The organism is Leeuwenhoekiella sp. A16, from assembly GCF_047946675.1.
Taxonomy (GTDB): domain Bacteria; phylum Bacteroidota; class Bacteroidia; order Flavobacteriales; family Flavobacteriaceae; genus Leeuwenhoekiella.
In genome coordinates this window covers 1,629,485-1,655,854 of record NZ_CP172313.1, presented here as the reverse complement: position 1 = coordinate 1,655,854, position 26,370 = coordinate 1,629,485, and the positions used below count along the sequence as shown (strand labels likewise).

The window sequence follows — 26,370 nt, the reverse complement described above, 5'->3', positions numbered from 1 at the left end:
TTAATTAATTGTCATTTTTGGTACTAGCGTTTCTGTTTAACACACTAATTACTAAGCGTGTTACTGTTTGCATTTCTTCCGGTTTACTAGAAGCAATAAACAAGGTTAAACTAGCTAATGTATCGTTGCTTATTATGGGTTGTTGTTGCGTATTAAAAAGCATCTTGTTTTGCTGTAAGAATTTGAGAAAACAAGCGGCTGCAATACGTTTATTTCCATCTACAAACGAGTGGTTTTTTACCACAAAATATAAGAGCATTGTTGCTTTTTCTTCAATAGTTGGGTAAAAGTCATCCTGGTCAAAACCTTTTTCAATTTGAGCAATGGAGCTTTGAAAACTTTCATCTTTTTCTTTCCCAAAAACACCTGAATCAAATTCGGTCATCATTTGGTTAATCAGTTCTTGATAGTCTGCTAAACTTGGGTAATCGACATTTTTTATGGTTAAACCTTTGGTATCTAATTGCTCGTGGTCGTAATCATCTAATAAGCGTAAGCCTTTAGTAAAAATAGTTAACCATTCGTTTTCGGCTATTTTTTCTTCAATGGCCCTACTTAGAATTTTAATACCGCTTTTTAAAATATGTACTTCTTGTTCTTTTTGAGCTAAACGCTTTTGGTTAATAGCATAACCTTCAACTAAATAGTCCTTTAGAATACTATTTGCCCATATTCTAAATTGTGTACCTCTTTGTGATTTAACTCTATATCCTACAGATATAATTACATCTAGATTATAATGTTCTACATCTCTAGTTACGTCTCTGTATCCTTCCTTTTGAACTGTCGCATATTTTGCGACAGTTGCTTCTTTACTTAATTCACCTTCTTTAAAAACATTATTTAAATGTTTACCAATAGTCTTAATATCTCTATCAAATAAAGTAGCAAGTTGATTTCTATTTAACCAAACAGTTTCGTTATCAAGCTGAACAGAAACTTCTACCTTAAGGTCTTTAGCCTGGAAGATTTTTATTTGATTTTGCTCTTTCATATAATCATTAAGGTTCAGCTTATACACACATATTGCAACGGTGTCACGATGTTTTGAATTATGCTACGTAACCGTTGTATTCATTCATATATTCTCTTACGATGATGCTGTTTATTCGCTTTACATCTGTAGTTGAAATGTTTACCTGTTGTTCTCGTTTAAATTGGTTCACCACCAGACGCATCACCATTTTTTCTACATAGCTTTCGTTCTCTAGTAATTTGGAGTTCTGCAATAGTTCTTTGTCTATCGCATCTTTTAATCCTTTTAATGCATCAAAGAGTTTGCTTTCACTATCGGTTAAAGGGTCTTTTTCTAGTAGGCGTTTATGAATGCGTGCATACTTGGCATCGTAATCGTATTTCGCTCGTATTAATTGGTTTTCACGCTCCAGCTTTTTTGCTTTATCGTAAATCGCGTTCAGTTCTTTTATGTTGGCTTCCATCTCTTCTTTAGAGACCTCGCTTAGGTTTTTCTTTTTAAATAGGCGTTCCAGTTCTTCTTTTAGCGAAACAAACGCCGGATCTTTTTGATCAAAATTTCCGGCCAGCATTTCACGGGTTCTTCCTAAGGTATTTTTAAGTTCGTCTGCCAGAATCATCTCTTCCTCCTTCACTTTTGTAAAAGCAAAAATGACATCTTCTAAAGCCGTATTTAAAATGTTATCCGTTTCTACATTATTTTCTAATGCAATCCTGGTATTGATCAGGCTGAGTCTGTCATTTGTTAATCGGGAAAGAACGGCAAGTTTCCTAAAATCTAATTTCTCTAACAATTCAAAGTTGCCAGACAGCCGTATCAGGTTGTATAAGTCTTTAGAATTGTTAAGCGCTTTGGCTATTTCACGTATTTCTGTACGGTCATTAATTTCTGAAATTTGCTCCCCAAATATGGTGGCGTTCTCCGTATTATACCTGAAGAGTATATCTTTAATCTCCGCAATCTCTTCCTGAATTTCCTGAGGCTTTTTAAACAGGTCTGAGTAATGCTGCATCTCATCGCCTAACTCTCCTTGCAGTTCGTTAAAGTAATCCTGATTGGTTTTATCAAACTCTTTTTGAATATCTGCAAAATCTACTACATACCCGTATTTATGTGCTTTGTAGGTTCTGTTTACACGGGTAAGCGTTTGTAATAAATTATGCGACTTAATCTTTCGCCCTATATACAGCTTCTTCAAACGCTTAGCATCAAAACCGGTAAGCAGCATATTGTAAACAAATAAGAAATCTAGTTTGCCAACTTTAAAGTCAGATACCCAATCTCTTCGATCCTGTTTAGTTCCTACATCGTGTAAGATTACCTGTGCTTTAGATACTTTAGATTTCTGCCTCTTCTTGTCCCCGTAACCTGAAGGTTCTTCAGCAGCCAAATCGAGCACCGCTTCTGTCTGTTCAGCATACGTATTCTGAAAGATCTCGTACATCATTTTAGCCTGATCTGCAGAATCACAAACAACCATACCGCCTATACTATAGTCATTCATAGAAATTCGCGCTTGCTCCATATCCTTGACGATATAATCAAGCATCGGTTCTACAAATTGAGGCTTGGCAAACAAGTCTCTCTTATTGATGTTGCCTTGTAGCACTTTAATATTCGCCAAAGCTTCCTGTAAAACCAGCTTATAGTTGGTTTCAATCTCCTCCCGAATTAAACGCAAGGTATAACCATCTTTTATAGACAGGTTATAGTAATATTTATGAATGTAATCGCCAAATAAGGTTTTTGAATTGTATTCTGAGCCCAATAAGGGTGTACCTGTCAAACCTATTTTTATGGAATGAATATCAGCCAATTCCAAATTCGCCAAAAAGCTTCCCTTAGGATTGTAACTGCGGTGTACCTCATCTAAAAAGAACACCCGCTGTATACTTAAATTGTAATCGTTGTTTTTGATTACATCAGGATCGTCTTTAAACTTCTGAATGTTCACCACGGTAATTTCCGCTTTCCCCGAACTGTTATGTACAACCTGAGTTGACTTGATATCTTTACTAAAATCGTCTTTAGAATCTATTTTATGCACCACCAGACCACGTGCGGTAAATTCTTTAGCCGCCTGAGTTAAAAGGTCCAGACGATCTACAATAAAGTAAAACTTAGGGATGATATTCTTCTTGCGGTAATAATGTGTAAGATGCTTTACATTAAAAAAGGCTAAAGCCGTTTTACCGGAACCCTGGGTATGCCAGATAATTCCTTTTTTAATTCCCATCTCTAATTTAGCTTCAATAGCCCTGGTTGCAAAAAGCTGTGGATAGCGCATCACGTGCTTTTCTAAACCCTTTTCTTCCTCCACATACGCAAAGGCATACCTCAATATAAACTTCAAACGATCCCTTTGAAAAAGGGATGTTGCTATTTGGTTTGTTGGCGTGGTTGCTATCTTATTGGACTTAAACTCACTATTCGTTTTTATGCTTAAAAGATTGGTGTCTTTAAGTACCGAATTTTCGTCTGCTTCTGAAATGGATTTAAGCAGAGTTTCTAAATCAAATGTATCTTCTTCTCTAAAGAAATTAAATATCGGTCTGCTATAATTCGTGGTGCTGTAAAATGCCCCTTCTAACATTTGCGTGTCTTCATCGCTGTATTTCATGTTGTTAGAAAAAACCATCAACTGTGTGATGTTAATAAACTTCCTGAATTTCTTATTCTTAAAGCGCATTTCCATACGGCGATGCTCTGCTAAGATCCCTTCCCGATTGTTTGGCTTTTTAACCTCTATAAAAACCAAAGGCATGCCATTAATTAAAAGGGTAATGTCTGGTCTAAAGGTTTCCTCATCTTTTTGAAAGGGTAATTCCGTCACCACGTGAAAAGAATTGGCATCAAAGTTTTCGAAATCTATAAGCTTAACCCCAGACTGATCTAGAAGCTTATTGTAAAACGCGCGACCTAAGTCTTCATTCTCCAGACTAAGCGATACTTCATCATACACCTGTTTGATTTCTACTTCCGACAATCCGGGATTCAGATGAGCAATCTGTCCGTCAAAAATAGCTGTAAAAATATTGGTGTTTTTGTCCCAAATACTATTCTTCGAGGAAAGATAGGTATACCCTAATTTCATAAGGTGCAGTATGGAAGGTATTTTAACCCTTGAATCCTCGTTAAAAATCATAGAAATCGTGTAGAAATTGAAAGATAGGCTTCTTTCACCTAAGCTCAAATATATTGTTTAAGAAAATGTTAATATTGAGGATTTCCATAAAGCTGAATTAAAAATGGAAATACCCTTTGATAGTGTATAAAATGAACCTACGACAATAAAGTATTCATTCTAATACAATTCGTTCGATTTAAAGTATGTTAAAAAAGTTGATTTGCAGTACAAATTAAAAGGCTTCAAAAATAAAACTCTGAAACACTTATTAACGCTGGTGGACAAGATGGGATTCGCAACAATGACTGACTGCAGTATTCACTTTAAAGCAGCTTATATTGAGTCCACATATTATCAGGGTAAGAATTTCATAGTTAATTAATCTTTCCAAATTATACTATGTCTGGATATTAGATATAATTCTTAATCAAAATTCCTCGAATTTTTAAATACAATTTAATTAAATATCCTATTAGAACAAATCGCATTAATTTGTAATCGATTGGGCTTAAATGAGTTAAATTTTTATTAAAATTGAAGATAGTTGCAAATCACTTGCAAATAGAAAAGGCTTTAGAGGTGTAAAACCTTCTAAAGCCTTGTATTTACTGGTGGTCCCACCTGGGCTCGAACCAGGGACCACCTGATTATGAGTCAGGTGCTCTAACCAACTGAGCTATAGGACCGGCTTTAACTTAGAGTTAAAGAGGGCGCAAATTTACATTAATGTTTCATTTACACCAAAACTTTTTTCATTATTTCATATCCTGGCACAGTTCGATAAGTACTCCGCCGGCTGATTTTGGGTGTAAAAAGGCTACTAATTTATTGTCTGCACCGGGTTTTGGCGTTTCATTTATAAAAACAAATCCTTCAGCTTTCAATCTTTCGATTTCAGCATAAATATCTGATACACCATAAGCTATGTGGTGAATACCTTCTCCCTTTTTGCTTAAAAATTTCGCAATAGCGCTATTTTCATCTGTAGATTCTAAGAGTTCGATCTTACTGTCACCAACGTTAAAAAAAGAGGTTTTTACATTTTCAGAAGCTACTTCTTCTATTTTATAATGTGCTACTCCCAGCAGTTTACGGTACAGTTCGTTAGAAGCTTCCAGATCTTTAACGGCTATACCTATATGTTCTATTTTCTGCATTTGCTAAATGAATAAATGACTCCCATTAATTCTTAAAAACGCAAAGGTAGCACTATTATAAAAAGTGTATTTTTGCATCATGGAAACAAACCGACAGAAAAAAGTGGCTGGTGTCCTGCAACGCGATCTTGTAGATGTGCTGCAAAAGGCGCTACAGCAGGCAGGTGTGAAGGATATGATCATATCGGTAAGTAAAGTGGCTGTGACTACAGATCTGTCACAGGCCAAGGTTTATACAAGCATCTTCCCACATAATAAAGCAGACGAAGTTTTAAAAGAATTGAATACCGTTAAGCCTTTTATTAAACATGAGGTTGCACAGCGCACGCGCCACCAATTGCGCAGAATGCCAGAGCTACATTTCTTTAGCGATGATTCTCTTGAGTATATTGACGCTATAGACAAATCTCTTAAAGGCGGCGAAGACCCAATAGAAAATCCTGATCTGTTGCCTAAGCGTAAAAAATCATAACAACGCGTTATGAAGTTCTCATTATTTGTTGCTAAACGTTACCTGTTTACACGAAGCAGCAATAATGCGATCAATATTATCACTATAATTTCGGCATTGAGCATCATTGTAGGCTCTGCTGCGCTTTTTATTGTGCTTTCGGGTTTTGCGGGTTTAAAAGATTTTAGTCTTTCGTTCTCGTCAGTTTTTGACCCGGATATCAAGGTTTTACCTGCTTCAGGGAAGGTTTTAAATTTCACTGCCGAAGAAGAAAACAACCTTAAAAATTTACAGGAAGTCGCTTTTTATTCTAAAATTATTGAAGAGCGCGCCTTTCTGGAGTATAAGGGAAAAAACCACATCGCTTACATAAAAGGCGTTGATGAAAATTACCCGAAAGTAAATCCTGTAGACAGCACCTTATTTTACGGCAATTGGCTTACGCAGGACGAACCGGTGGCTGTGATTGGTTTCGGAATTTCAAGATTGCTTTCCCTTGGCGCAAATAATTATGCAGACTTGTTGCGTGTCATGGTCCCCAAACCCGGAACAGGGCAAATAACAGATCCTTCTCAGGCTTTTAATAGTTCGCAGTTAGTGGTTTCAGATTTGTTTCAGGTGAATGAAGATCTTGATGAAAAGTATGTTTTTACAAACATCAATTTTACTCGCCAGTTGCTTAATTACACAGACGACGAAATAAGTTCTATTGAAATAAAACTGACTCCCGGCGCCGATTTTGATGCTGCAAAGGCCGATATTTTACAGGTTTTAGGCGATAATGTACAGGTAAAAACGCGCATTCAGCTTAATGATAAGCTTTATAAAATGCTAAATACTGAAAATCTTGCGGTATACCTCATCTTTACGCTAGTGCTTATCATCGCTCTTTTCAACCTGGTGGGGAGCATTATCATGATCATTCTTGACAAAAGAGAAAATATAAAAACGCTGCACAGTCTGGGTGCTACTTTTAAAGAAATCAAGCAGGTTTTCTTTTTACAGGGCGCGATGATGACAGTTTTTGGCGGACTTTTGGGAATCGCCCTTGGAGTTCTGGTTGTCGCCGCCCAGCTTCAGTTTAACCTGGTAATGATCACGCCTACGCTGCCCTACCCTATGCAATTCACAATTTTAAATTTCGTTTCGGTATTTGCTACGATCTCTATTTTAGGAATCTTAGCTTCTCTGGCTGCATCAAGTCGGGTGCAGGAAAAAATGCTGGAATAGTTTATTTCGCTTTAAGCGAAAACGAAATCTGCAAACTTCTCTTCTACTTCATCAAAAGCTGCAAAAACATCTGCAGAATCATCACTTGTAACCATTTTAGTCCTGAATTCTTTGAAATGAGGAATCCCTCTAAAGTAGTTAGTATAGTGCCTGCGGGTTTCAAAAACGCCCAGCTTCTCCCCTTTCCAGTCAATCGCCATTTGTAAATGTCTGCGTGCAGCCTCTATACGTTCCTGCATATTAGGAGCAGGAAGATGCTCACCCGTTTCAAAATAGTGCTTCACCTCACGAAAAAACCAGGGATAACCTATGCTCGCCCGACCTATCATGGCTCCATCGAGACCATATTCATCACGCATTTTTACGGCTTTTTCCGGAGTGTCAACATCGCCATTCCCAAAAACAGGAATGTGCATACGCTGGTTGTTCTTAACTTCTGCAATTGGCGCCCAGTTGGCGTCGCCTTTGTACATCTGCGCACGTGTACGCCCGTGAATAGAAATCGCTTTGCAACCCGCATCCTGCAAGCGCTCTGCAACCTCAACAATCTTTATAGAATTCTCATCCCAGCCCAGGCGGGTTTTTACAGTGACGGGTAGGTTTGTATGTTTCACCATAGCTTCGGTAAGTGAAACCATAAGATCAATGTCTTTAAGAATTCCGGCTCCGGCTCCTTTAGAAACTACTTTTTTTACCGGACAGCCAAAGTTGATGTCAATAATATCTGGTCCTGATGCTTCTACGATCTCTACACTGCGTAGCATAGATTCTAGATTTGCACCAAATATCTGAATGCCCACAGGACGCTCTTTCTCGTAAATATCGAGCTTCATTACGCTTTTTGCAGCATCGCGTATAAGACCTTCGCTCGAAATGAATTCAGTATACACCACATCTGCTCCCTGCTCTTTGCACAAAGCACGGAATGGTGGATCACTCACATCTTCCATAGGTGCTAACAGCAATGGAAACTCCCCTACATCTATATTACCAATTTTTGCCAAAGTCTAATTTTTGTGCAAAATAAGAAATGTTCTGCTTTATCTGTTAGTATAATCATGAACCTGTAGAACAACTAAGACTCTACTTGGCTGAATTTCATTAAATAATAAAGAATTAAACCGCATCTATGCATCAAAATTATCCAGTTGAATGCAGTACTGTGGCATTCTTAAAACTGTATGTGTGACATTCAATTTTGAAAGCTCAAAAAAGGAAGTGTATATTTAACTATATTAAGGTCTTTTTAAAACTCCCACAGCATGGAATTAAGTTACCTGGATTACTCTATCATCATAGGTTTTTTTGCAATTGTTCTCGCCATTGGTCTTATTGTTTCTCGTAAATCTGGAAAAGACACTTCAGAATATTTTTTATCTGGGCGTAGTATGCCGTGGTGGCTGTTAGGATTTTCTATGGTGGCGACCACTTTTTCTACAGACACGCCCAACCTAGTGACAGATATAGTACGTAACAACGGAGTTTCAGGTAACTGGGTGTGGTGGGCTTTCCTGCTAACCGGTTTACTAACTGTATTTGTTTATGCAAAGCTATGGCGTAAATCTAACGTTACTACAGACATGGAGTTTTATGCTTTGCGCTACGGCGGTAAGCCCGCAGCTTTTTTAAGAGGTTTTCGTTCAGTCTATTTAGGTATTGTTTTTAATATTCTGGCGATGTCTGGTGTGACGCTGGCGGCTATAAAAATAGGCCAGATCATGCTGGGGCTATCTCCTATTCAAACTGTAGGTATTGCGGGCACCGTTACCGTTTTGTTTAGTGCAATTGGCGGTTTTAGAGGGGTTGTTTATACAGATTTTGTTTTGTTTTTTGTAGCTATCGTAGGATCTGTTAGTGCTGCGTATTATCTGGTAAATTTGCCGGAAGTGGGTGGTGTTGCTGCGATTCTTACAAATGACAATGTTGTCGATAAATTGTCATTATTACCCGATTTTGACAACACAGAGGCGGTTATTGGAATATTGATTATACCTCTTACTGTACAGTGGTGGAGCTCCTGGTATCCCGGTGCAGAACCAGGCGGCGGCGGTTATATCGCGCAACGCATGCTGGCGGCAAAAAATGAAAATCACGCAATAGGTGCTACATTCTTTTTTAATATTATGCATTACGCACTAAGACCATGGCCATGGATCCTGGTTGCTCTTGCTTCTCTTGTGGTCTACCCCGATCTGGCAAGTATACATACTGCTTTTCCTAATGTAGAAGAAAGTAAACTGGGTCACGATCTGGCTTATTCTGCAATGCTTACAAAACTCCCCAGCGGACTTCTGGGTCTTGTTTTAGCTTCGTTAGGAGCAGCATATATGTCTACTATTTCGACTCATTTAAATTGGGGATCTTCATATATCGTAAATGACTTTTACAAACAGCAAATAAATAAAAATGCGTCAGAGCGTGAGCTGGTAAATATTGGCCGTATTTCTACAGTTATATTAATGGTTTTTAGCGCTATACTTGCTCTTTTTCTTACTAATGCCATGCAGTTATTTAGTATTATACTTATGTTTGGCGCCGGTACCGGACTCATATTTATTCTGCGCTGGTTCTGGTGGCGTATTAACGCTTGGAGCGAAATTGCAGCTATGTTCTCTTCAGGTATTGTTTCAATTTTATTCTTGGTTTTTGATGCTGAATTATTCTCTGGTCCGGAAGCTATTTTGCCTTCATGGAGTACTTTTCCTTTAGTTGTACTGATCACAACTATAATTTGGTTATTAGTAACTTATTTAACTCCGCCAGAAGAAAATAAAGTGCTTTACAGCTTTTATAAACAAACTCAACCAGGTGGTCCCGGCTGGAAAAGAATAATTACTGAAGCGCAAAGAGATGATGTACTTATTGTAGATAAGAAAGAAAAATGGACCGTGCCTGCGGGGATTTTGGCAATGGTTCTGGGTTGCCTGCTTGTTTATGGGTGTCTTTTTGCAACAGGAAACTGGATCTACGGTAATTACGCATTAGCAATAGCGCTCACAGTCATGGTCGCGATTTGTGCATTTTTACTTATTCGAGTGTGGAACAGTATGAAAAGTGATATTTTATAAAAAATCAGGCTTCAATTAAGGCTGGGGCAAAAACTCCTTTTTCTTAATTCTATCTCTTTCTTCGGCATCTGTAGATCTTTCATTATCTGAAAGTTTGAAGTTTCCGAAATTGTATTTTATTCCGAAGCGTACAAAGCGGTTTTCAGATTTTGCAAAAAACCCATTATCCTGATTAAGGTATTGAGATGAAAGCGGAAGGTTAAGAGTGTTTAAAATATCCTCTACACTAGCCGTTGTTACCAACCTGTCGCTGAAAAAAGTTTTTCTTAAACCAAACGAAATGGATGCCTGTGGTCTATCCCAGGTATAAGAACCTGATACATTGTTTGAAAGAAAATACCCAGTTATATCCCCGCTAAATGTACCGTCATTGCTTAATGTAAAGTAATTCCCCAGTACAGAGTAATTTGCATACACATCATTCTTAACTAACAAATTCTCGCTTTCGATTGCAGGAAATATCACTTTTGAATAGAAAAATGATGTTACAAAATTTAAATACCACCAGTTTGTAACTGAAGAACCATACAGAAAATCAACACCATACTCTTCTGTATAATCTACATTGAGATCGAGTGAACGTTTATATCTACCTTCATTATTTTGAAAACCTAATGACTGCAGACTATTATTTACATGTTGATAATAGATCGAGAAATTATAATCCTGTTTTAAGATATAATCAAACGAGATCTTATTTTCAATTCCTGGTCTTAGATCAGGGTTACCAGCCTGAAAGTTATTTTCGTTTAAATAATACCTATATGGATTTAAGCTGGCAAAGTCAGGCCTAATTATTCTTCTATTGTAATTAAGAACAAAAGTGTTGTTCTCATTGGGGCTGTGCATGAAATATGCCGAGGGAAAAAGCTCTGTATATTCTTGTGTATTTACTTCGCCAAGCAAAAATGAATTGCCCTGAATATCGGTATATTCTACTCTTAAACCTGCTTTTAGGCTCCATTTTTCCCAATCTTTACTGTAGCTGGTATATGCTGCATAAATGTTTTCTGAATACCTGAAGTTGTCTGAAATATTCTCGTTATAGCTAGCAATATCGCCAGGTGAATTGTAGAAATCGTAATTACTTTTAGAATCTGAAGTTGTAAATTTTAATCCACCTTCTAAAGTTGAGCTTGCTCCTTGTTTTAGAATATCAAGCTGGCCGGTAAAAATATCATTGATCTGGTTTGCTTCAGTTGCAAAATCTGTACGTCTTAAAAGTGCTCCTTCTGGATCTAAATAATCTGTTGCGACCCTTTGATCTTGGTCATCGTCGTATCTAATGTAATTTGTAGTGACAGAAAACTCACTTCCGTTTTCATCTAAAACTGATTTATACGTAGCGTTTAAAAGAATATTTTTTCGGTCATCTTTTAACCGGCTATCTGTAATGAAAGAAGAATCCAGTTGATTTTGTGCATTTGAAATTTCTGTATTTACCGCAATATCAGAATCTTGTTTTGGCGTAAGCAGAATATTAGAAGAAAAGCTTAAAGAATTTTTATCATTGAGTGTGAAATCAAAAATAGTATTGAAATTATGTGATGATGTGCGCGTGGTTTTATCAAAATTACTGCGCCATCTTGAATCAACATTTTCCTGAGTGTCAAAAAAATTTATATAACTATCATCTTCTTTAAAGTCAGAGCGGGTATTGTACGTGTAATTTGCAAAAATATCTACCCCTTTTGTCTTATAGTAATGAGTTGTTCCTAATGCGTATTTAGGCAATATTGCAATCGTATTTGAGGCATTTACACTGCCTTTATAACCTATTGATGGATTTCGCGAAGTTGTAATATTTAAAATAGCGCCACCCTGGGCATCATATTTAGCCGGCGGATTTGTTATAATCTCAATAGCTTTTACATTCTCACCAGAAAAACCTTCTAATAAGTTACGCAATTCTGTTGCAGAAAGATATACCCTCCTGTCGTTAATATAAACAGTAGCAGGCGTATTCTTAATCATTAAGTTATCCTGCTGCACGATCACACCGGGTGTCTTTCTTAATATATCATAGGTGCTTCCCGATGAAACAACACTGTTTTCTACGTTATAAACTAAGCGATCTATCTTGCGCTGTATTGTGGGTCTTTTTGCCACAACAGTGACCTCATCAAGAAATTCACCTTCTTCCTCAAGCACTATAACGGGAATCCTAAAATCCTGATTCACTTCAAATACCTGCGAGTAATTATCTTTAAAACCTACAAAACTTGATCTTATTAAGTAGGACCCATTTTCTACAGATTCAATTACAAAAGAGCCATCGTCTTCAGAAACCGATCCTTTTACAAATGTAGAATCTGCCGCATGAAGCAGCAGAATATTTGTAAAAGCCACGGGTTTTTTTTCCGCGTCAATAACTTTTCCGGTTAGCGTGTAATTTTGAGCCTGTGTACTAAACGCACCAAGTATAATGAGATAAAATATATATTTCACAAGTAGAATTTGGAAGGTTAAAATTACGTTAAAAAGATGTGGTAATGTTATTATAAATAATCAAATTATAAAGCTAAAAGCAAATTTATGAGCTAAATACGCATATAATTCGCAAGCGTTGACGCAATATAATTTAAAACTATATTCTAAATAGATGTGCTTACCTATATAATTGCGATTTATAAATAATACAAATTAGCTCATCATATATTATGAAACTTCTATTTTATTCCGGCGATTTTTAGCATTTCGCAACCGATAATTGCCTAAAAAAAGGAGGTTTTTAGGAAGTGGTGTATAATTTTAACCACGTGCCCTACTCCCACTTTACTGCGCTTTTTATTTTGTTTAGATATTGGTTTTTCTAAACCGTATATTTGCAGGCTAAAGCGGTCGTTACAGACGCAATACGAAGAAAGCACATGAAGAACATTCGCAATTTTTGCATTATAGCCCATATTGACCATGGTAAAAGTACACTGGCAGACAGATTACTTGATTCTACAGGATCTGTTACAGCTCGAGAAAAGCAAAACCAGCTACTTGATAATATGGATCTGGAGCGTGAGCGCGGTATTACCATCAAGTCTCACGCTATACAAATGGACTATACCTATAAGGGAGAAAAATATATTTTAAACCTTATTGATACTCCGGGACACGTAGATTTCTCTTATGAAGTTTCGCGAAGTATAGCAGCTTGCGAGGGCGCTTTGTTAATTGTAGATGCGGCGCAAAGTATACAGGCGCAAACAATATCAAATCTATATTTAGCTTTAGAGAACGATCTTGAAATCATACCGGTACTTAATAAAGTAGATCTTCCCAGTGCAAATCCAGAAGAAGTAACAGATGATATTGTTGATCTTTTAGGTTGTGATGCTTCTGATGTAATTCCTGCCAGTGCAAAAACAGGGTTAGGTATAGACGAAATACTTTCTGCCATAATAGAACGTATTCCCGCACCTAAAGGTAATCCTGACGAGCCATTGCAGGCATTGATTTTTGATTCGGTTTACAATCCTTTTAGAGGTGTTGAAACCTATTTTAGAGTTATAAACGGAAGTATCAAAAAAGGGCAACAAATCAAGTTTATCGCTACTGATAAATCATATTATGCAGATGAAGTAGGGACGTTAAAACTTGTACAGGTTCCTAAAAAAGAAATTATGACAGGTGATGTAGGTTATCTAATCACCGGTATTAAAGAGGCGCGTGAGGTTAAAGTAGGAGATACGATCACAGACACCAAAAACCCGACTAAGAATGCTATTTCTGGATTTGAAGATGTAAAACCTATGGTTTTTGCGGGTATTTACCCCGTAGATACTGAAGATTATGAAGACTTGCGGTCATCTATGGAGAAGCTTCAGCTTAATGATGCCTCTTTAGTGTTTGTACCTGAAAGTTCTGCGGCCCTTGGTTTTGGTTTTAGATGTGGATTTTTAGGAATGCTGCATCTGGAAATCATACAAGAGCGCTTAGAGCGTGAGTTTGATATGACTGTTATTACAACCGTTCCTAACGTATCTTATCAAGCCTATACAACCAAAGATCGTGAAACGCCAATTTTAGTAAACAACCCTTCAGATCTGCCAGATCCTTCAGGTCTGGATCGTGTAGAAGAGCCGTATATAAAAGCCTCTATCATTACAAAATCAGATTTTGTAGGTCCTGTAATGTCTTTGTGTATAGAAAAGCGCGGTGAGATCACAAATCAAACCTATCTTACTACAGAGCGTGTAGAGTTGACTTTTGACATGCCGCTCGCAGAAATTGTTTTTGACTTTTATGATCGTTTAAAAACAGTATCAAAAGGGTACGCTTCTTTTGATTATTCGCCTCTTGGTATGCGTCAATCGCATTTAGTAAAAGTAGACGTGCTCTTAAACGGAAATATTGTAGATGCTCTTTCTGCTTTGCTTCACAGAGATAACGCTTATGACATAGGTAAAAAAATCTGTGAGAAACTGAAAGAATTAATCCCACGCCAGCAGTTTGATATACCAATACAGGCAGCAATTGGGGCAAAAATCATCTCGAGAGAAACAGTAAAAGCCCTGCGTAAAGATGTAACTGCAAAATGTTACGGTGGTGATATTTCGCGTAAGCGAAAGCTCCTGGAAAAACAGAAAAAAGGTAAAAAACGTATGCGCCAGGTAGGAAATGTAGAAATACCACAAGAAGCTTTTATGGCTGTTTTAAAGCTGAATGATTAATGAAACGCATTCAGCTTATTGGTCTTGCTTTAATTGTACTTGCGGGAGCAAGCTCTCAATTTCTAGATATTAATGGTAAGTCATGGGTCATCTGGATACCAGCAGTTGCTGCTGTTGTCGGGATGATCTTAATACTTGTTGACTGGATAAAGTCTGAAAAAGAATAGTTTTAATCAACAATTAGATCTTCATCATCCTCTTCTGGTTCTTCAATTTCTTCTATATCTATGGGTTTTCCCAAATAAACAAGCTTACACCCTTCAAAATTTTCCATCTCAAGATCTTCGCTTTTAGACTTTAAAATTTCTAGATCACCCTCTGCGTTTTTTAGGAAGATTGGGACGATATTTTCATCTTTTCGGGTGATTTCTATCAAGCGTTCATAACCTTGTCTGCTATCAACATCTATTTCCTGAATTGTAGGATATCTCCTGGCTACTTCAGTTAGCGTAATAAAATCGTCTGTAGGTGAGAAAAGACCTTCTTTAGGACTCGCTAATGGATCTTTCATCTCATCTGGAGTAATCAATCTAAAAGAACCGTTTTCACCAAAAATGTCTTTAAATCTATTTATCGCATATTGATTAATATCCCCATTTCCGGTTAAAGCCATCAAATAACCCACATCGTTTAGCTCAATATTATTCATCAAACTATCTGAATAAATACTGTCTTCTATAGCTTCTAGACCGCGCTCTTTGGCGTGTGTAATGTTTGTGCTGTTGCTATCTACTAAAACCACGTGACGGTTATTTTTTTGCAAATATTCGCCTATAATACGGCTCGCTTTTGAAGCTCCTATAATTACAATACCTTCAGAATTAGTAAGAAATACACCAATAATTTTAGCAAAAAGTCGTGCTGTGGTAGCGTTTAACAGAACGGTTCCTAAAACGATCATAAAAACAAGAGGTGTGATATATTCAGCGTCCTGTACGCCTTCACTTGCTAGTTTTAAACCAAATAATGAAGCAATACCAGCAGCAACAATACCCCTGGGACCTACCCAACTTACAAACAGTTTCTCATTAAATTTTAATCCTGATCCTTTTGCACTTATAAAAACACCTATAGGTCTTAATACAAAAACTACAATTAGAAAAAGGGATGCTGCATTCCAGTTATACACTAAATAAAGATCTTCCATGCTGATGTTTGCAGCAAGCAGTATAAAGAGAATAGAAATCAACAAAACGCTTAAAGACTCTTTAAAATAGAGCAGTTCTTTAATGTTAGGTAACTTCATATTTCCCATCACCATACCCATTACAACTACAGAAAGTAATCCGCTTTCATGAGCAAAAAGGTCTGAAAGCACAAAAACGCCCAGCACTGTGGCAAGCGTAAATACATTAAGAAGATAATGCGGTATAACATTTCGCTTTATAGCGAAAGCAAGGGCATGCGCAAATGTAAAACCAAATGTAAAACCAAACAGTACAATTTTACCGAACTCCTCAAGTGCCGTTAAGGTAAACTCACTGCCTGCGCCTACGTTTATAAACTCAAATACCAATACTGCAACTAAAGCCCCAATAGGGTCAATAAGAATTCCTTCCCATTTGAGTAGTGCAGAAATATCCTTTTTTAAAGGAATGTTTCTCAATATGGGAGTGATAACAGTAGGTCCTGTAACTATAATTAATGCGGCGAATAAAAACGCAATTCTAAGATCGAGATCAAAGATGTAATACGCAGCTGTTCCCGCGCCAAAAAAGGTTACCAGTGAGCCTATAATTATAAGCTTGGTAATTATGGGACCTATATTTCTTACTTCGCTGAACCTTAACGTTAGGCCTCCCTCAAAAAGAATGATACCTATGGCAAGTGAAACAAAATTAAAAAGACGCTCCCCGGGAAAAATACCTACCTCACCATTCCATATAGGTTCTATCCATTTTGACCCATCATAAGTAAATAGAGTTGATATGGGTCCTACAAATAAGCCGATAAGAATAAGTGGAAGAATAGCAGGAATTTTAAACTTCCAGGCCACCCATTGTGCCAAAATTCCTAATATAATAATTCCTCCTAGTTCTAACATTCATCAAAATTTGCGCTAGTATACGTTTTTTATTAATGACCTTAAAATACGTATTTTCCAATTCTTTGTTAAATATAGCTTAATAGGACCGTTAAAAAATCAGTTTTGAATGCCTTTTAGTATTTTGCACCGTTTTGTTTTACCCTTATGAAGATTTATTCTGTAGAAGCAGGAAATTTTAAGTTAGACGGCGGCGCTATGTTTGGCGTAGTTCCTAAATCATTATGGTCTAAGACCAATCCTGCAGATGCTAATAATATGATAGATATCGCTGCAAGATGCATGTTGATAGAAGACGGTGAGAGGCTCATCCTTATTGATACGGGTATGGGTAGCAAGCAAAATGAAAAATTCTTTAGTTACTACTACCGCTGGGGCGGTTTTACTCTTGAGGACTCCTTAAAATCTAAAGGCTTTCATCCCGATGATATCACAGATGTTTTTCTTACTCATTTACATTTTGATCATTGTGGCGGTTGTATAGAATGGGATAAGGATCATAAAACTCTAAAGCCTGTTTTTAAAAATGCAACGTACTGGAGCAATGAAGATCACTGGCTTTGGGCTACAAAACCCAATGCCAGAGAAAAGGCTTCATTTTTAAAAGAAAATATTCTTCCTATTGAGGAAAGCGGGCAATTAAAGTTTATTAATAGAGGTGAAAGTAACTTCGTTGAAAGTAAAGAAATGAACTTCGGCATCTTATTTGTTGACGGTCATACAGATAAACAAATGATTCCGCATATTTCTTACAATAACAAAACCATAGTTTTTACAGCAGATCTTTTACCTACAGCAGGTCATTTACCATTGCCTTATGTTATGGGTTTTGATACACGCCCATTATTGACCTTAAATGAAAAAGAGCAATTTTTAAATGTGGCAGCAGAGCGAGAATATTACTTTTGGCTGGAACATGATGCACATAATCCGATAATTACGGTACAGCAAACTGAAAAAGGAGTAAGATTAAAAGAAAAATTTAAATTAGACGACATAATTAATTAATTGAATATGAGAAAAATGATGTTTGCGGCGTTCTCTGCCGCAGTGATTTTAACTTCCTGTGATACAACGGCTCCGCTCGTTTCTATACCGGTAGAAAATGTAGATTCTATTCCCCTTAAAGTAAGCAACCTTACAGATGAACAAGAAAAAGATTGGGGCGCAAAAGATCTAATTAACGATACCATCCCCGGGATGAGCGTAGACAAAACGTACGCTGAATTAATAAAAGGAAATGGTACTACCGTAATTGTGGGTGTTGTAGACAGCGGTGTTGATATTGAGCATGAAGATCTTAAAGATGTGATCTGGACAAATGAAGATGAAATACCCAATAATGGTAAGGATGATGACAAAAACGGCTATATAGACGATATACACGGGTGGAATTTTCTGGGAGATGTTGTTGCAGAACAACTAGAATATGCACGTATTGTGCAAAAATATAAAGAGCGCTATAGCGGAAAAACCTTAGCACAGGTTCCTAAAGATGAACAGGATCAATATAATCTGTATCAAAAGGCACAGACAGAATACGATAAGGAATATGACGACCTGATCGAGCAAAAAACACAATATGAACAAATAGTTCAGGCTGTAGAACAGGCTCACAAGGCCGTTTCAGAAAAATTAGGAAAAGAAAATTATACTGCAGAAGAAGTAGCAGCTCTTGAAGCTACAGATGAAGCTATGCTCCGCAATAAATCTATCTTAGGCCAGATGCTTAATTATGCAGATAGTATCCCAGATTTTCTGAAATTGATCAAAGATGATCTTGACAGTATGTCAACGAGATTAAGTGCTAACTTGAGTACAGATGCTCATTTTAGAGATGTTGTAGGTGATAATCCAGACGACATAAAAGATACTAATTACGGTAACAATAATGTTACAGGTCCTGATAAAGAAGAAGCTTTACACGGTACACATGTTGCCGGTATTATCGCTGCAGAACGCAACAATGGTGTAGGTATGAATGGTGTTGCAAACAATGTAAAAATAATGTCTGTAAGAGCTGTTCCAGATGGTGATGAGCGTGATAAGGATGTGGCCTTAGCGATACGCTATGCTGTTGATAATGGTGCAAAAGTGATCAATACGAGTTTTGGAAAATACTTCTCAACTCATCCAGAATGGGTTTATGATGCTATAAAATATGCAGATAAAAAAGATGTTTTAATAGTAAATGCTTCGGGTAATGAAAGCATTGATCTTGATAACGGGGATACTGTTTATCCTAATGATCAACTTGATAACATTACAGAATTTGCAGACAATGTAATCACTGTAGGTGCACTTAATGAAAAGTACGGCGGTGAGCTTGTTGCTAATTTTTCAAATTATGGTAAATCTAACGTAGACATTTTTGCTCCCGGTGTGCGCATCTGGTCTACAACACCAGATAATACATATAAATTCTTACAAGGGACATCTATGGCTGCTCCCGCTGTTACTGGTGTTGCTGCAATGTTGAGATCTTACTTCCCAGAATTTAGTGCTGCACAGATAAAAGAAATTATCATGCAAAGTGGTGTGCCTACCAATACAGAGGTTATTGTTGCCGGTGACCCTGCTAAAAAAGCAAAGTTCTCAGATCTTTCTAAATCTGGAAAAATGATAAATATGTATAATGCCTTTAAAATGGCTCAGCTTTCAAGCAAACAATCTCTATAATTATAATGAGGAAATTTTTAATCGCTTTTTGCACAATCGTATGTGCATCATCAATATACGCACAAAATAATACCACTTACTGGCAACAGCATGTTGATTATAAAATGGAAGTTGACATGAATGTTGACAACTATAATTATACCGGTAAGCAGACTTTGGTTTATACTAATAATTCACCAGATACCCTGCAGCAGGTATTTTATCATCTATATTTTAACGCTTTTCAACCCGGAAGCGAGATGGATGTGCGCTCATTAAATATTGCAGATCCAGACAGAAGGGTAGGTGATCGTATATCAAAATTAAGTCCGGAAGAAATAGGCTTTTTAAAAGTAAGTTCACTTACGCAGGATGGGACAGCTGTTAATTATGAAGTAGCAGGAACTGTACTTGAGGTGCAACTGGCTAAACCTATAGAACCCGGGCAAAGTGTAACTTTTAAAATGGATTTTAATGGTCAGGTTCCTGTACAAATACGCCGTAGCGGTCGCAATAATGCAGAAGGAGTAGAATTATCTATGACGCAATGGTATCCTAAAATGGCAGAATATGACTTCCAGGGATGGCATGCAGATCCTTATATTGCTCGCGAATTTTACGGTGTTTGGGGCGATTTTGATGTGAAAATCACCATTAATTCTGATTATACAATAGGAGGGACCGGGTATCTTCAAAACCCTGCAGAGATAGGTCATGGTTATGGCGAAAAAGGTCAAAAGGCTATGAAACCTAAAAAAGGTAAATATACATGGCACTTTGTGGCGCCTAATGTTCATGATTTTGCGTGGGCTGCAGATAAAGATTACATACATGATATGATAAAGGGAGAGAATGATGTAGAGCTTCATTTCTTCTACAAAAACAATCCTGATATCATCGAAAACTGGAAAAAACTACAACCAGTAATGGCTAAGCTTTTAGCTTATTATAATGAGCATGTGGGGCAATATCCTTACAAACAATATTCTGTAATACAAGGTGGTGACGGCGGTATGGAGTATGCGATGTGTACTCTAATTACAGGTGAGCGTAGTTTAAACAGCCTTATAGGAGTAACCGCTCATGAGTTTGCACATACCTGGTTTCAGTTCTTGCTGGCATCTAATGAGGCAAAAAATGAATGGATGGATGAAGGTTTTACTACCTATATCTCAAACGAAGCTATGAATGATGTGATGGATCAAAAGAATCCACATCCTCAGGCAAGTAGTTATGAATCGTATTTAAGGTTAGTAACCAGCGGTTTTGAGCAACCTCAGACCACGTATGCCGATCGTTATGATAGAAATGCTGCATATGGAGTTTCTGCTTATTCTAAAGGGGCTGTATTCCTTTCTCAGCTTGGTTATATTATCGGCAAAGAAAATCTTGATAAGACGTTGCTTAAATACTTCAAGGATTTTAAGTTTAAACATCCTACCCCTAATGATATAAAACGCACGGCAGAGAAGATTTCTGGTATGCAACTTGACTGGTATCTTGTAGACTGGACACAGACAACAAATACTATAGATTATGGTATTAAAAGTGTAGAAGAAGTAGACGGAAAGACACAAGTAACTCTTGAAAGAATTGGTCTTATGCCAATGCCTATAGATTTTTATGTTACAAATACAGATGGTTCTCAGGAGTCGTATTACATTCCGTTAAGAATGATGCGAGCTGAGAAACCTAATCCTTTTCCTAACATCGAGCGTACACAACTTGAAGACTGGCCCTGGACAAACCCTACATTTACTTTTACAATAGATAAGCCTGTTGGCGAAATAAAAACTATGCTAATTGATGCTGAACAAAAAATGGCAGATATTAACAAAGACAACAACATCTGGCCCAAGGGAACAGATATGTAATTAAATAAACAATTTATTTTAAAACCCTTTGTATTATGCAAAGGGTTTTTTGTTGCTGGCAGGCTCACTTTCCTAGGGTCATGATTTGGCTTATCTTTGGCGTATAAGAATTTTTCCTAATCACAGAGAAAAGTATGGATCAAAGCTTTCCCAAAGCTGAAAAACTAAAACGTAAAAAAATAATTGATTCACTTTTTGTGCAGGGTAAATCAGTTAAAGCTCATCCACTTATTCTTGTTTATAAAGAATGTGAACTTTCTGCAGAACATGTTTCGTTTCAGGCAGGATTTTCTGTTAGCAAGCGCAATCACAAAACAGCTGTGTCACGCAATAGAATAAAGCGACTAATGCGTGAAGCCTTTCGTAAAAACAAACATCTATTAAACCTCAATGACAAAAAAATAGCGTTGATGTTTATTTATACGAGTAAGAATATTTTATCTTATTTTGAGTTAGAGAGATTGATGGTGAGGACTCTGGAAAAACTTACTAAAGAAGTTCAGGGATTAAATTAAGCTAAAAATCACCCTTTAATACCCGATTTTTGGCCTCAAATACCTGATTTTCTTATCTTACACTGTCACTGTTTTTATAATTTTCAACACTGCATTTCTTATGAAAAAGAAATATCTACTTATACCCGCCGCCTGTCTTGTTTTATTAACTACGGTTAGTTTTAAAAGCGACTTTTTTGAGATCGCTAAGCAGATAGAGATCTTCACTACGCTATTCAAAGAGTTGAATATGAATTATGTTGATGAGGTAAATCCTGCACAATTGATGGACAGTGCAATTGAAGGAATGCTCTCTGAGCTTGATCCTTACACCGTTTTTTGGAATGAGCAGCAAGTAGAAGATGCCCGCATTAACAATACGGGAGAATATACCGGCATTGGTGCAACTGTTTATACGCGTAATAAAAAAATAACAATTGTAGAAACTTATAAAGATTATCCCGCAGATAAAGCGGGTTTAAAGCCCGGTGACGAAATAATTAAGATTGGTGACATAACCATCGCAGATTTTGATGATGATGCAGGAGATCTGCTACAAGGGGCTCCTGGCACAGCAATACCTCTTACATATAAGCGCCAGGGAAAATTACAGAACACAAGTATTAAAAGAGAAGCTATAGATATAAGTGCTGTTCCTTATTTTAAATTGATAAGCAACAATGTGGGTTATATTGTTCTTTCAAAATTTAATAAGAAAGCATCATCAGAAACAGCTGCAGCCATTAAAGATCTAAAAGAGCAGGGAGCAACCTCGTTAATTCTTGATCTTAGAGGTAATCCCGGTGGTCTGCTTTCTGAAGCTATCAACGTGAGCAACCTTTTCCTGCCTAAAGGGCAGTTGATCACAACTACAAAATCTGTTATTGAAAAATATAACAAAGAGTATTTCACGCCTAACGATCCCCTTGATGTAAATATCCCTCTAGCTGTTCTGGTAAACGGTCGTAGCGCATCTGCCAGTGAGATCGTTGCAGGTTCATTGCAGGATTATGATCGTGCGATAATCGTAGGTGCCAGAAGTTTTGGCAAAGGTCTTGTACAGCGCCCTAAAGAATTGACATATGGCACTCAGTTAAAAGTGACTATCTCACGCTATTATACTCCTAGCGGTAGATGCATACAAGCTCTTGATTACTGGCATCGCGATTCACAGGGAAATGCGGTGCGTACAGATGTGGCAGATTATAATGAGTTTAAAACGAAAAATGGAAGAAAGGTTTATGATGGCGGCGGAGTCTTACCAGATATTGAGGTTTCTTCAGCAAAGTTGAGCGCAGTTACAGAAGCGCTTTTAAGAGATATGTCAATCTTTAATTATGCGACTCAGTTTTACTACAATCATAATTATGACCAGCTTGACAAGTTTAAATATTCTGATAAAGATTACGCAGATTTCAAAGCTTATCTAAAAGAATCAGGTTTTTCATACAAAACAGAAACAGAGAAATCTCTCGAAAATGTTATCATAAATGCCGAAAAAGACGGTTTACAGGCCGATATTTCTAGTGCTTACAGTGATCTTTCTAACAAAATAGATACTGCAAAAGTGCAGGAACTGGATACAAAAGAAAAGGAAATATCTAAAATTATAATAGACGAACTTATAAAACGTTATTTCTACAGAGAAGGTTTGTACGACTATCATATTGCTCATAATGAGGAGATAGCAGAAGCTACCGCTATACTGGGCAATTCTTCTAAATACCAGGCGATTTTAAACCCATAATAGCCGATTTTAACTCTTAAAAGGAAGGTTTAATATCACATTATGAGCTATTTAACTTAATATTATACCTGTTTAAGATTTTAAATTGATAACTTACGGATTATGATCACATTAGATAAAGAAACAGACAAAAACACTGAATTTTTAACTCAGGCCATATCTTATTTGCAAGACAGAGGTTTTGAAAATATTAAAGCCGATGTGGATGGTTTTGATACGCCAAAATCATACATACGCCGAGGAAGCGAGATGTCTATCACCCCAGATATTGTTGCAGAACGCGACGGTGAAAAACATATTTTTGAGATTAGCCTTAAATCTAAAAAGCCACGGTTATTAAAATCTAAATGGCTTTTCTTAGATGTTTTGAGCCAAATGAAGAAATTTCGCTTTAGAATAGTAACAACTCGTGGGCATTACAAGTTCACAAATGAAACCTTGAGCGAAATAAATATGGAGAAAAAACTTATAAAAATTTAATCCTTTTTTGCCCAACATTAGATTAAAAACCCAAGTGAGCTATCGCTTGGGTTTTTAATTTTTTACCATTTTAATATGTGGTATATCATCTTCCAGATAACCTTCACCTACTTCTTTAAAGCCTAAATTATTATAAAATTTCTTGAGATAGGTCTGTGCAGAAATTTCGATTGTATTTGTATTAAAAAGCTTTTCAACAACTTGTATAGATGCATTCATTAAATCATAGCCGTAGCCAAATTTCCTTTGATTTTTACTTACGACAACTCGACCTATGCTCGCATTTTCAAAATAGTCTCCCTGTTTAAAAATTCTGGTATAAGCTACCAGTTTTTCTTCTTTATAACCCAGAACGTGTACTGCCTTTTTATCTTTACCATCAACATCCTGGTAAGGGCAATCCTGCTCTACAACAAAGACTTCTGCTCTTAACTGTAAAATGTCATAAAGCTCGTCTTTTGTGAGTTGGTCATATGTTTTTATATCAAATGAGATCATAGTTTTGAAAGGTCAACTTTAAGGGTTCTTTTACTTAAATTATCTATACTTATTTTATACACATAAATACCATCATCTCTTATCGTATCTGGTGTAACCAATGAAGGCAGCACGTAAGAAAATTTCTTTTCATTATAATACATTACAGCTTCAGCAGAATTTAATATATAATAATTACTATAAACCGGACTGTAACTTTTACTTGGGAAATAACCTAAATCTATAACCTCACCATACATATGTATGTATGCGGCATTAAAATTATATTCAGTTGAATTATAAAATAGGTAGTCAACATGTGGGCTGTTCTTTTCTTCTCTCTTTTCCTCTATGTTTTCAAAAATTTGATCTGAAATTTCTGAACAGCTGGTTAGAACAATAAAAAATATAAGAATTACTTTTTTCATTCTAATCCTGAACTATAATCTCTTTATTGTCTGGCTTTTCAAACTCAGGCTGAATGTTTATATGGTTAATTCCATATTCATGAACACACGATTCAATATCTATTAAGATCCTGTCAAATTCAGATAGTAAAACATCTTCATAAAAATCGACGTGTGCTTCAAGATGCACCTCATCTTCATTTAACTGCCAGATGTGTATGTGATGCATATTTTTTATTCCGGGTATTTTTTTCACATCTTCAACAATATCTTCTATCTCTATATCTTCTGGTGTGAATAACATGAGCACTCTAAAAGAGGATTTTAGTAAGTCATAACCCATTACTATAAGATAAATACCAATTGCCACAGTAAGCAGACTATCTACCCAATATATTTTATAAAATTTCATGAGTAAACCTCCTATGAGAACAGCTACAGAAGCCATCATATCTGTAAAAAGATGCAGATAAGCAGACTTCATATTCATGTTAGATTTACTATCTTTTTTAAGCAACAAAACACTAAAACCATTAGCGACAATGCCTAATAGTGATAACCAGATAACGAGGTTAGATGAAATCTCATGAGGATCCATAAAACGCTCTATAGCCTCTTTTATAAGAATTACAGCGACGATCATTAAAGTAGAAGCATTTACAAATGCCGCAATAATTTCAGCTCTTTTGTAACCAAATGTTCTATAACTTGAAGCTTCTTTCTTTGAAAAAATAGTTGCTATATAACTTACTATAAGTGATAAAACATCACTAAAATTATGAAGCGCATCTGAGAGTAATGCTAGACTTCCTGATAATAACCCACCAATGATCTGGCTAACAGTTATAATAATATTTAAACCTATAGAGATTAAGAGATTGGTACCTTTTGTATTTTTTTCTATGTGGTGGTGGTGTGCGTGGTGGTGCGGCATAGTAGGGCTATAGAATCTGGACTTATGAACAAGCAATTTTACTTATACGTCTGCTGTGTCTTCCACCTGCAAATTCTGTTTCTAAAAAGGTGTCTACCATTTCTAAAACCTGCTCAATAGCAGTATATCTCGCGGGAATACTTAAAATATTAGCATCATTATGTTCTCTGGCCAGATGTACGATTTCCTTATTCCAGCATAGTGCGCATCTTATCTTTTGGTGTTTGTTAGCTGTCATACTTGCGCCATTACCACTACCACAAATAATAATACCCAGATCTGACGAGCCAGATTCTACAGCTTCAGCTACAGGATGTACAAAATCTGCATAATCAACACTCTCTGGTGAGTTAGTACCATAATTAACTAAAGAATGACCTTTCAGTTCAAGATGTTGTATAATAGCGTCTTTATAAGCTACACCGGCGTGATCATTTCCTATTGAAATTTTCATAATGATAAGTCTATTTCATACAAAGGTAGCAAATACCTTATCTCTACTACTTTGTAAATTGATGTAAAATGGATAGTATTCAAAACTAGTAAGTTAACATATAGTTAACATTCCTGTTTATAAGT

Annotated in this window: 21 protein-coding genes and 1 tRNA gene; 11 read left to right on the top strand and 11 right to left on the bottom strand. The window is 36.6% G+C overall.

Annotation, left to right across the window (positions count from 1 at the left end):
* Window positions 1–4: 4 nt before the first annotated feature.
* The 4 genes from rhuM to mce form a co-directional block, all read right to left on the bottom strand.
* On the bottom strand, window positions 5–994 hold the full coding sequence (gene rhuM, locus ACH3O9_RS07080; RefSeq protein ID WP_416445697.1) for a RhuM family protein: 990 nt from the start codon (window positions 992–994) through the stop codon (window positions 5–7).
* A gap of 58 nt (window positions 995–1,052) precedes the next feature.
* On the bottom strand, window positions 1,053–4,121 hold the full coding sequence (locus ACH3O9_RS07075) for a type I restriction endonuclease subunit R (protein ID WP_416445695.1): 3,069 nt from the start codon (window positions 4,119–4,121) through the stop codon (window positions 1,053–1,055).
* A gap of 591 nt (window positions 4,122–4,712) precedes the next feature.
* Window positions 4,713–4,789 (bottom strand) — tRNA-Ile (locus tag ACH3O9_RS07070).
* A 69-nt stretch (window positions 4,790–4,858) separates the two neighbouring features.
* On the bottom strand, window positions 4,859–5,260 hold the full coding sequence (gene mce, locus ACH3O9_RS07065; protein ID WP_416445693.1) for a methylmalonyl-CoA epimerase: 402 nt from the start codon (window positions 5,258–5,260) through the stop codon (window positions 4,859–4,861).
* Window positions 5,261–5,339: 79 nt separating this feature from the next.
* Here mce and rbfA point away from each other — a divergent pair, with 79 nt between their 5' ends.
* Both rbfA and ACH3O9_RS07055 read left to right on the top strand, forming a co-directional pair.
* Window positions 5,340–5,732, top strand: a complete 393-nt coding sequence (rbfA, locus tag ACH3O9_RS07060) for a 30S ribosome-binding factor RbfA (RefSeq protein WP_416445691.1) — start codon at window positions 5,340–5,342, stop codon at window positions 5,730–5,732.
* A gap of 9 nt (window positions 5,733–5,741) precedes the next feature.
* Window positions 5,742–6,941 (top strand): ABC transporter permease, encoded by a 1,200-nt coding sequence (locus ACH3O9_RS07055; RefSeq protein ID WP_416445689.1) that lies wholly within the window; start codon window positions 5,742–5,744, stop codon window positions 6,939–6,941.
* Window positions 6,942–6,952: 11 nt separating this feature from the next.
* Here the strand turns inward: ACH3O9_RS07055 and dusB are convergent, their stop codons facing one another.
* Window positions 6,953–7,945, bottom strand: coding sequence for a tRNA dihydrouridine synthase DusB (gene dusB, locus ACH3O9_RS07050; RefSeq protein WP_416445687.1), 993 nt, complete (start codon window positions 7,943–7,945; stop codon window positions 6,953–6,955).
* A 258-nt stretch (window positions 7,946–8,203) separates the two neighbouring features.
* Here dusB and ACH3O9_RS07045 point away from each other — a divergent pair, with 258 nt between their 5' ends.
* Complete coding sequence (locus ACH3O9_RS07045; RefSeq protein ID WP_416445685.1) at window positions 8,204–10,009, top strand: sodium:solute symporter family protein; 1,806 nt, start codon at window positions 8,204–8,206, stop codon at window positions 10,007–10,009.
* Between the two features lie 15 nt (window positions 10,010–10,024).
* On the opposite strand, the gene ACH3O9_RS07040 is transcribed toward ACH3O9_RS07045, so the two are convergent.
* On the bottom strand, window positions 10,025–12,457 hold the full coding sequence (locus ACH3O9_RS07040) for an outer membrane beta-barrel protein (protein ID WP_416445683.1): 2,433 nt from the start codon (window positions 12,455–12,457) through the stop codon (window positions 10,025–10,027).
* A 422-nt stretch (window positions 12,458–12,879) separates the two neighbouring features.
* Here ACH3O9_RS07040 and lepA point away from each other — a divergent pair, with 422 nt between their 5' ends.
* Entirely contained in the window at window positions 12,880–14,676 is a 1,797-nt protein-coding gene (gene lepA, locus ACH3O9_RS07035; RefSeq protein ID WP_416446639.1) for a translation elongation factor 4, read from the top strand.
* Window positions 14,676–14,843 carry a hypothetical protein gene (locus ACH3O9_RS07030; protein ID WP_416445681.1) on the top strand — a complete coding sequence of 56 codons (168 nt, stop codon included), beginning with the start codon at window positions 14,676–14,678 and terminating at the stop codon, window positions 14,841–14,843. Before lepA ends, ACH3O9_RS07030 begins: the two co-directional genes overlap by 1 nt.
* A gap of 2 nt (window positions 14,844–14,845) precedes the next feature.
* On the opposite strand, the gene ACH3O9_RS07025 is transcribed toward ACH3O9_RS07030, so the two are convergent.
* Window positions 14,846–16,720, bottom strand: coding sequence for a cation:proton antiporter (locus tag ACH3O9_RS07025; RefSeq protein WP_416445679.1), 1,875 nt, complete (start codon window positions 16,718–16,720; stop codon window positions 14,846–14,848).
* Window positions 16,721–16,867: 147 nt separating this feature from the next.
* Between ACH3O9_RS07025 and ACH3O9_RS07020 the strand changes: the two genes are divergently transcribed.
* From ACH3O9_RS07020 to ACH3O9_RS06995, 6 genes are all read left to right on the top strand, one after another.
* A complete protein-coding gene (locus tag ACH3O9_RS07020) occupies window positions 16,868–17,728 on the top strand; it encodes an MBL fold metallo-hydrolase (protein ID WP_416445677.1) in 861 nt (286 codons plus the stop codon).
* A gap of 6 nt (window positions 17,729–17,734) precedes the next feature.
* Window positions 17,735–19,399: a S8 family peptidase gene (locus ACH3O9_RS07015; protein ID WP_416445675.1), complete on the top strand. Its 1,665-nt coding sequence runs from the start codon at window positions 17,735–17,737 to the stop codon at window positions 19,397–19,399.
* Between the two features lie 5 nt (window positions 19,400–19,404).
* Window positions 19,405–21,252, top strand: coding sequence for a M1 family metallopeptidase (locus ACH3O9_RS07010; RefSeq protein WP_416445673.1), 1,848 nt, complete (start codon window positions 19,405–19,407; stop codon window positions 21,250–21,252).
* A gap of 134 nt (window positions 21,253–21,386) precedes the next feature.
* Entirely contained in the window at window positions 21,387–21,767 is a 381-nt protein-coding gene (gene rnpA, locus ACH3O9_RS07005) for a ribonuclease P protein component (RefSeq protein WP_416445671.1), read from the top strand.
* Between the two features lie 100 nt (window positions 21,768–21,867).
* Window positions 21,868–23,493, top strand: coding sequence for a S41 family peptidase (locus ACH3O9_RS07000; RefSeq protein WP_416445669.1), 1,626 nt, complete (start codon window positions 21,868–21,870; stop codon window positions 23,491–23,493).
* 102 nt (window positions 23,494–23,595) lie between these two features.
* Window positions 23,596–23,973 carry a hypothetical protein gene (locus tag ACH3O9_RS06995; protein ID WP_416445667.1) on the top strand — a complete coding sequence of 126 codons (378 nt, stop codon included), beginning with the start codon at window positions 23,596–23,598 and terminating at the stop codon, window positions 23,971–23,973.
* 54 nt (window positions 23,974–24,027) lie between these two features.
* On the opposite strand, the gene ACH3O9_RS06990 is transcribed toward ACH3O9_RS06995, so the two are convergent.
* From ACH3O9_RS06990 to rpiB, 4 genes are read right to left on the bottom strand one after another with little or no spacing between them, the layout of a single operon-like run.
* Window positions 24,028–24,471, bottom strand: coding sequence for a GNAT family N-acetyltransferase (locus ACH3O9_RS06990; protein ID WP_416445665.1), 444 nt, complete (start codon window positions 24,469–24,471; stop codon window positions 24,028–24,030).
* Complete coding sequence (locus ACH3O9_RS06985; protein ID WP_416445663.1) at window positions 24,468–24,878, bottom strand: hypothetical protein; 411 nt, start codon at window positions 24,876–24,878, stop codon at window positions 24,468–24,470. Before ACH3O9_RS06985 ends, ACH3O9_RS06990 begins: the two co-directional genes overlap by 4 nt.
* A gap of 1 nt (window position 24,879) precedes the next feature.
* A complete protein-coding gene (locus tag ACH3O9_RS06980; protein ID WP_416445661.1) occupies window positions 24,880–25,791 on the bottom strand; it encodes a cation diffusion facilitator family transporter in 912 nt (303 codons plus the stop codon).
* 22 nt (window positions 25,792–25,813) lie between these two features.
* Complete coding sequence (gene rpiB, locus ACH3O9_RS06975; protein WP_416445659.1) at window positions 25,814–26,245, bottom strand: ribose 5-phosphate isomerase B; 432 nt, start codon at window positions 26,243–26,245, stop codon at window positions 25,814–25,816.
* Window positions 26,246–26,370 lie beyond the last annotated feature (125 nt).

Bases quoted from the DNA above. Each gene is read 5' to 3' on its own strand.
- ACH3O9_RS07055 (WP_416445689.1), top strand. From the start codon at position 5,742: ATGAAGTTCTCATTATTTGTTGCTAAACGTTACCTGTTTACACGAAGC.
- ACH3O9_RS07000 (WP_416445669.1), top strand. From the start codon at position 21,868: ATGAAAAAGAAATATCTACTTATACCCGCCGCCTGTCTTGTTTTATTA.
- ACH3O9_RS07015 (WP_416445675.1), top strand. From the start codon at position 17,735: ATGAGAAAAATGATGTTTGCGGCGTTCTCTGCCGCAGTGATTTTAACT.
- ACH3O9_RS06995 (WP_416445667.1), top strand. From the start codon at position 23,596: ATGATCACATTAGATAAAGAAACAGACAAAAACACTGAATTTTTAACT.
- ACH3O9_RS07075 (WP_416445695.1), bottom strand. From the start codon at position 4,121: ATGATTTTTAACGAGGATTCAAGGGTTAAAATACCTTCCATACTGCAC.
- mce (WP_416445693.1), bottom strand. From the start codon at position 5,260: ATGCAGAAAATAGAACATATAGGTATAGCCGTTAAAGATCTGGAAGCT.
- rbfA (WP_416445691.1), top strand. From the start codon at position 5,340: ATGGAAACAAACCGACAGAAAAAAGTGGCTGGTGTCCTGCAACGCGAT.
- rhuM (WP_416445697.1), bottom strand. From the start codon at position 994: ATGAAAGAGCAAAATCAAATAAAAATCTTCCAGGCTAAAGACCTTAAG.
- ACH3O9_RS07010 (WP_416445673.1), top strand. From the start codon at position 19,405: ATGAGGAAATTTTTAATCGCTTTTTGCACAATCGTATGTGCATCATCA.
- ACH3O9_RS06990 (WP_416445665.1), bottom strand. From the start codon at position 24,471: ATGATCTCATTTGATATAAAAACATATGACCAACTCACAAAAGACGAG.
- ACH3O9_RS07020 (WP_416445677.1), top strand. From the start codon at position 16,868: ATGAAGATTTATTCTGTAGAAGCAGGAAATTTTAAGTTAGACGGCGGC.
- ACH3O9_RS07030 (WP_416445681.1), top strand. From the start codon at position 14,676: ATGAAACGCATTCAGCTTATTGGTCTTGCTTTAATTGTACTTGCGGGA.
- lepA (WP_416446639.1), top strand. From the start codon at position 12,880: ATGAAGAACATTCGCAATTTTTGCATTATAGCCCATATTGACCATGGT.
- ACH3O9_RS07025 (WP_416445679.1), bottom strand. From the start codon at position 16,720: ATGTTAGAACTAGGAGGAATTATTATATTAGGAATTTTGGCACAATGG.
- ACH3O9_RS06980 (WP_416445661.1), bottom strand. From the start codon at position 25,791: ATGCCGCACCACCACGCACACCACCACCACATAGAAAAAAATACAAAA.
- ACH3O9_RS07045 (WP_416445685.1), top strand. From the start codon at position 8,204: ATGGAATTAAGTTACCTGGATTACTCTATCATCATAGGTTTTTTTGCA.
- ACH3O9_RS06985 (WP_416445663.1), bottom strand. From the start codon at position 24,878: ATGAAAAAAGTAATTCTTATATTTTTTATTGTTCTAACCAGCTGTTCA.
- rnpA (WP_416445671.1), top strand. From the start codon at position 21,387: ATGGATCAAAGCTTTCCCAAAGCTGAAAAACTAAAACGTAAAAAAATA.
- rpiB (WP_416445659.1), bottom strand. From the start codon at position 26,245: ATGAAAATTTCAATAGGAAATGATCACGCCGGTGTAGCTTATAAAGAC.